Source organism: Thiocystis violacea (assembly GCF_016583565.1).
GTDB classification, from domain to species: domain Bacteria; phylum Pseudomonadota; class Gammaproteobacteria; order Chromatiales; family Chromatiaceae; genus Thiorhodococcus; species Thiorhodococcus violaceus_A.
In genome coordinates, this window is the sequence record NZ_NRRF01000218.1 from 1 (window position 1) to 1,074 (window position 1,074).

At 61.4% G+C, this 1,074-nt stretch carries 2 protein-coding genes; both read right to left on the reverse strand.

The genetic code is table 11. The annotated features are described in order from the left end of the window. Positions 1–496: helix-turn-helix domain-containing protein (locus CKO23_RS24870; protein WP_200336241.1), on the reverse strand; the 496-nt coding region annotated here is incomplete at its 3' end. A 131-nt stretch (positions 497–627) separates the two neighbouring features. Beyond that, on the reverse strand, positions 628–1,074 hold a 447-nt coding region (locus CKO23_RS24875; RefSeq protein WP_200336243.1), incomplete at its 5' end, for a transposase.

Here is a 1,074-nt window from a genome sequence, read left to right on the forward strand (position 1 = left end):
ACGCCTCCAACGCGCACCCATGATCCGAAAAAGCCGCATCTGTCCGTCGCGCGCTTGCTCGCACAGCGTCAACAGCCCAAGACGCCCTCCCTGAAGCGGGGGGAACGGCATCCGATGATCGATCACGTATCGTGACCTTCACAGCCATGGTCCAGCGCGCCAGCGTCACTCCCTCGCGGACCGCAGGCTCGCACGCCAGGGCAATGATGGCGCAGATCTGCTCGGGGGTGAAGGTCGGCGGCGTCCCCGAACGCGGGCAATCGCTCAGACGCTCGAGCACGGGTTGATCCGCGCGCTCGCGCCAGCGCTGGACCAACGAGCGACTGACCTGCAACGTGGCGGCCGTTTCGTGCATCCCCTTGCCGGCGTCGGCGGCGAGAATGATTCGGGCTCGGATCGCCAGTTGCTGCGCCGTGGTGTGCTGACGCACCAACGTCTCCAACTGGGTACGTTCTTTGTCGGTGAGGGAAACGGGAATTGGGGTGCAGCGTGGCATCGTGTCATCAACTCATCGGCGAAACTCAAGACAGATGAGTAGGATGCCATCGATCGCCCAGAAACAGTATTAGGACTTTCACTCTAGACCACTAGTGCAACAGAGTGGAAATCCCGAGACTGTTTAATCATTCATGCTGCGAGCGGCTTTCCCTCATCGGTCCAGCGGAAGGGCTTGGCCAACGTGCGATTGAAGAAGTCGATGAAATCGCTGATGCGTTTCTGAAGGTCGTCGATGGAGGTGAAGTTGCCACGGCGCAGGACTTTGCGCGCCAGGATCGAGAACCACATCTCGATCTGATTGAGCCACGAGGCGTGCTTGGGGGTGAAGTGAAAGACGATGCGATGGCTCGGATCGCTGAGGAACGCGGTGCGCGTGGCCATGGATTTGAGGATGCCGTAGCGCTCCTTCACGCCGAGGTCGCCCTCGAAACCGATGGCCTCGGCGATGAGGCGCACAACCGCCTCGGAGCAATGGATGTTGAGGTTGCCCATGACCAGATGCCACGGGATATGGGCTGGACGCTGGGCGAGCAGTGCGGCGAGATACGCGGCGAAGTCCTCGCTCGTGCGGGTCTC